We start from the raw sequence: 4,958 nt of genomic DNA, 5'->3' as shown, positions 1-4,958 counted from the left end.
CTGGGCATCGAGCAGGTGATGGGGGCGCTGCAGAACATCCGCCAGGCCAGCCAGCAGACCGCGGCCGGCACCCGGCAGGTCGAGGCCGCCTCCGCCAATCTCACCGAGCTCGCCCAGGCCCTCATGGCCCTGGCCGAACGATACCGGCACTGATCCGCCGCTCCGACCGTCCTCCTGCGGCTACGGCCCGATCGTTCGGACCGCGCTCTCCTCGTCCGGCTGGTCCGGATCGGCGGAGGCCGGAGACACTCAGCCGCGATGCGCCGGCCGGTGCGGCGTCTGTCGCCGGGACGCGGTCGCGGCGCGCGCGCGGGCTGCCCGGACGCGCACGATGTCGGCCATCCCGACCGGCCGCGGCGGTGCCTCGCCGGTGAACGGCATCCGGCTGTGGACATCGCCGTAATAGTCCGACCCGCCCATCCCGAAGCCGCCGGCGACGACGGGTCCGTCGAGGAGCGGCTCTCCGGCCGACGCTCCGGTGGCGACGAGGACGAGGAGTGGGACGGCGAGGAGGAGGCGCATGATCCCATGCGTACACCGTCCTGCGTCAGCTTCGCGGCGGCGGCGGTCACGATGGCGTGCGCGCTGCCGGCCCGCGGCGCTGCCCTCAGGTGTCCGGGTCAACGCCGCGATAGCGCGTCGGATGCGTGCGCGCCTTCTGCCAGCCGGTCCGCCCCTGCGCGAAGCCGACCTCCAGGAAGTGGACGAGCGGGTTGACGCCGGCCACGCGAACATCCGGGTTCGCGTCGAGATACCCGTCGGTGCTGAAATGCCCGCTCGGGTCACGGCCCTCGCGCCAGCCGAGATCGAGGTAGTGTCGCGCCGGACCGTGGGGATACTGGCACGTGTCGGCGTACCAGCTCCTGTAATACGCCTCATCGAAGCCCGGGAGTGGGCTCTCCAGATAATGATCGAGACCGTACCGGTCGCGGATCTGGCCGGCGACGCGCGCGGCGACGGCCGCGTAATCCCGCAGATGCGTCCCTTCCACGAAGGCCTCGTCCTCGGCGAGACCGAAGCGCGCTCCGCGCAGCGACGCGAACGGGTCGAAGAACGAGACCCCCCGGCGTGCGCAGACGGCGCGGAGGAGATCGGAATAGACCTCGACCGCGGCGGGATCGCGCTCGGCAACCCTCGAGGCCGGCGTGGGCGGCAGCGCCGAGACCAGCGTGTCGAGGGCGAAGGCCTGGAAGCGGTCGACGATGCGATCCGCGTGGTCGGAGAAATCGGCCGTCGCCGATCGCCCGAGCGCCGACGGCGAGCGGATGTCGTTGGTCCCGACGAACAGGACCGCCAGGAAGGCCGGCAGGGGCGCACGCAGCAGGTCGAGGGCCCGGCGGTACGAGCGGGCCGTCGCGCCCGCGAGCCCGGCATTCAGCACGGGACGGGAAACGACCGGCCGCGGCATGTGAGCCGCGTGCGAGTCGCCGGCGAGCACGACGCAGCCGCTCGGCGCAGCGTCGAAGACGGCCTGGATATGGCCGATCTTGTGACGGCGGAGGGCGCCGCTGCGGAGCGCCCTCACGGCCTCTGACAAACCCATACGAATCTTGAACACCGCCCCCGCGTCCCGCACCGTAGGAGGCTCAGTTTTCCCAAGTCCAGTCCCCCCCGAGCGCGAATCCGATTTTCAACGCCGCCGGTGTTGCCGGGCGACAGTGCCGGGAATGCCGCCCGGATCATGAATGCTGGCCGGTGGCGCAACCAGATTCGCCGGTGCGCTGTTGTGGAGCCCTCCGCGATGGTGCAATGGAGCCGCCCCTGCGGGCGCCGTCGACCGCCACGAATCCCGCTCGTGCTCTCGTCCTCGATCGATCACATGGTCCGCGGCTACTTATCGTTCACGCCCTTCAAGTTGAGAGACCTTCATCCGGCACCGGTGGCGCGGCGACATGTCTTTTTCATTCACGGATTCGACGCCCGCAGCGGCATCCGCTTCCCCGCCTTCTTCAAGCGGGAGCTTCACCGTCACGCGACCCGGTTCGGGGCGATGCCGCGCGCGGTCTCGGAGATCCGGACCGATCCGGATGGTCTGACCCGGAGCTGGACGGTCGACGCGCCCGCCGACGGCGACGGTGCGGCGGTCCGCTGCGAGACCCTGATCTGGAGCGATATCGTCCATGCGGATCTCGCGCGTCCCGTGTCGCGCAAGCTGGCTCTGCTGGCGCAGAGCGTCGCGGCGGGGCTCGCACAGGGATTGGTCTTCAAAACGTCCCGGTTCGGATGGCCCTACACGGTGCTGACCGCTTTCCCGTTCTTCGTCGCCTTCGTGGCCCCGGCGCTCCTGATCGCGCTCGGCACCGCGATCTACGCTGCCGTCAGCCCGTCGGCGCCGACGGAAACGATCGGCGTGGCGCTGCTTCTCGCGGCCGCGGCGCTCGCGCTCCTGTACGGCGCCAAGAAGGCGCTCGGGCGCCTGTTCTTCTGGCACATCCTGAGCATCCGGATCTTCTTCTGGCAGCACGCGACCGGTCGGCGGCCGGATTACGCGGACCGGGTCGCGGCCTTCCGGGACCGTGTCCTGGCCGAACTGGCCCACTGGCGCGCGAACCCCGCGGACGCGCCCGACGAGGTCATGATCGTCGGCCATTCCCTCGGCGCAGCCATGGCGGTCGAGGTCGCCGCGCAGGTCCTCGCGCGCCTCGGGACCGACGATCGAGGGCATCCGCGCCTGTCGCTCGTCACGCTCGGCTCGGGGCTGCCCTTCGTGGCGCTCCAGCACGAGGCCCGCGCGCTGCGCGACGACATCGCGACCCTCGTCTTCAGCGACCGCATCGTCTGGTGCGACTACCAGGCCCCCCAGGATTGGCTCAACTGCTACGGCTTCAATCCGATCTTCGATCTCGGATTCGGACGACCTGCCTTCCTGGCCTGCAACCCGCTCATCCGTTCCGCCGGGGTCAAGGACAGGATACCCGAGGACGACTACAAGCGCCTGCGCCTCAAGCCTTTCCACATGCACTTCCAGTTCCTGAAAGCCAATTTCAGGCCGGGGGAGTACGATTTTTTCGAGATGATCCTCGGGCGGCAATCGCTGCTCGACCGCGCCCTGCGGCCGGTCTGCCGCCGCGCGGTCCCGCCCGCGCAGGGCGCGTGATCGCGTCCGCGGGAGACGCGTCGGGACACGATCGGAGCCGCCGGTCCGAGCCGCCGGATATCAGACGGCCACATTCCGGTCGTCAGCACGCCGCCGGAATGTCTCGGCATCTCGGAGTCAGGAGCGGACCGGTGGGAGCGATGGGAATGAGGATGCTGCCGGTTCTCGTTGCGCGGAAGGGCGCTCTCGTCGGGATGCTCCTGGCGGTGCTCGCCGTCCCGGTCGCGGGCGAGGCCGGCTGGAAGGGGCCGGAGGCGCAACCGCTGTTCGTCAACGAGGCCAATCCGGCCGGCTACAACTACGCGCCGAGCGTCATCACCGAGAACGGGACCACCGACATCTGGTGGTGCGGTCAGGGCAAGACGGACGTCATCTTCCATCGCTCCTACACGCCGCAGACCGGCTTCTCGCCGGCGCGGATCGTGTTCCAGCCGACGCCCAACTCCTGGAACCGGCAGTACGTCTGTGATCCCAGCGTGATCCGGGGCCGCTTCGTCAACCCGGCGGACGGGCAGACCTACGCCTACGCGATGTACTATTCGGGCGCCGACAATCTGCCCGGAAACAACAACCAGACCGGCCTCGCCTTCTCGAACGACAAGGTGACGTGGGTCGACTACCCGGAACCGGTCATCAAGCCGATCAACCCGGTCGTTGCGCAGGGCAATTACGGCACCGGCCAGCCGGCGACCTTCTCGGACGGTCGGTCCGGCCTGTTCGTCTTCACCACGGATCTCACCGGGCCGCAGGGGGTGCCGGGCTTCGGTGACCTCTACGTCCGGCACACGGCCGACGGCGTGCATTTCGGGGCGCCGGCGCGAGTCCCCAACGCCACGATCGACGGCTCGACCATCAACCCGAACTCGGATTTCGCCTACGATCCCAAGACCGGCGAGGTCTACGTCATGACCGGGCTGCCGGGCCGCGTGTGCCAGCAGGTGGCCTGCAAGGATCCGGGGCGCAATCCCGACCGGGAAACCTACCAGATGGGGCTGTTCAGGATGCCCCTGAAGGCTGTGCTGAGCGGGGCGCCGGCGGCGTGGACACCCCTGGGCTCCCTGAACTCCGACGTCACGGGCTTCTACCTGAACCACAGTCCCGGCTTCCAGCGCGACGGGGCGGGGTTCCTGACGCCGTTCCTGCCGGACATCACGGTCTTCTTCTCAGGGGGTGACCCCTATCCCGGCACGTGGCGGATCGCCGAGGCGCGGCGGCCGAAGGGCGCCGACCGCCTTCCCCTGCGGCGCGCCTTCGGGCCCGGCGGCCACTGGGTGACGACCGGCTATATCGGGCCGGGCTACACGATCGAGCGCAGCCTCGGTACCGTGTTGACACTCCCGGCGCCCGGGACCGCGATGCTGATGAGTTGCGCGGCAGGACAGGACCACTTCCTCAGCCGCGACCCGCGATGCGAGGGCCAGACACCGCTCGGGCAGACCGGCTACGTCTACGAGGCGCAGAGGCCGGGGAGCCACCCGATCTACCGTTGCATCGCCGGAGGCCGCGATCATTTCGTGTCGACCGTCCCGGACTGTGAGGGTCACATGTCCGAAGGGATGCTCGGCTACGCGCTGGACTGAGAATCCGTCCCGCGGCGAGGCGGCGGCCGGATCGCCTGATCCGCCCGCGCCGGACGGGATGGACTCCCGCCGCTTCAAGTCTCCGATGACCTCCTGGTCGGGACGCCCCTGATCGATGCCGTCCGGGACTGGCTTGCGCGCGCGGGCCGTAAATTTTCCGGTAACGCTGGGACTGTCAGGAATTCCGTGTGCGGGCGGCGGGTTGAACATCAGGCCGCCATGGCCCGGGTGAAGCGCTCGCCGAAGATGACGGCGAACTGCGCCTTGGCCATGACCCACTC

At 69.5% G+C, this 4,958-nt stretch carries 4 protein-coding genes; 2 read left to right on the top strand and 2 right to left on the bottom strand.

What is annotated here, in order from left to right; translation table 11 throughout:
• Nucleotides 1-249 precede the first annotated feature (249 nt).
• Both ASG32_RS28315 and ASG32_RS28310 read right to left on the bottom strand, forming a co-directional pair.
• Entirely contained in the window at nt 250-522 is a 273-nt protein-coding gene (locus ASG32_RS28315; protein WP_056532963.1) for a hypothetical protein, read from the bottom strand.
• Nucleotides 523-607: 85 nt separating this feature from the next.
• Nucleotides 608-1,525, bottom strand: coding sequence for an SGNH/GDSL hydrolase family protein (locus ASG32_RS28310; RefSeq protein ID WP_056532960.1), 918 nt, complete (start codon nt 1,523-1,525; stop codon nt 608-610).
• Nucleotides 1,526-1,990: 465 nt separating this feature from the next.
• On the opposite strand from ASG32_RS28310, the gene ASG32_RS28305 reads away from it, so the two are divergent.
• Both ASG32_RS28305 and ASG32_RS28300 read left to right on the top strand, forming a co-directional pair.
• Complete coding sequence (locus ASG32_RS28305) at nt 1,991-3,097, top strand: hypothetical protein (protein ID WP_244492273.1); 1,107 nt, start codon at nt 1,991-1,993, stop codon at nt 3,095-3,097.
• A 146-nt stretch (nt 3,098-3,243) separates the two neighbouring features.
• On the top strand, nt 3,244-4,677 hold the full coding sequence (locus tag ASG32_RS28300) for a hypothetical protein (RefSeq protein WP_244492271.1): 1,434 nt from the start codon (nt 3,244-3,246) through the stop codon (nt 4,675-4,677).
• Nucleotides 4,678-4,958: the final 281 nt, after the last annotated feature.

This window comes from Methylobacterium sp. Leaf361, from assembly GCF_001424445.1.
GTDB lineage: Bacteria > Pseudomonadota > Alphaproteobacteria > Rhizobiales > Beijerinckiaceae > Methylobacterium.
This window is presented reverse-complemented; position numbering and strand designations above follow the sequence as displayed.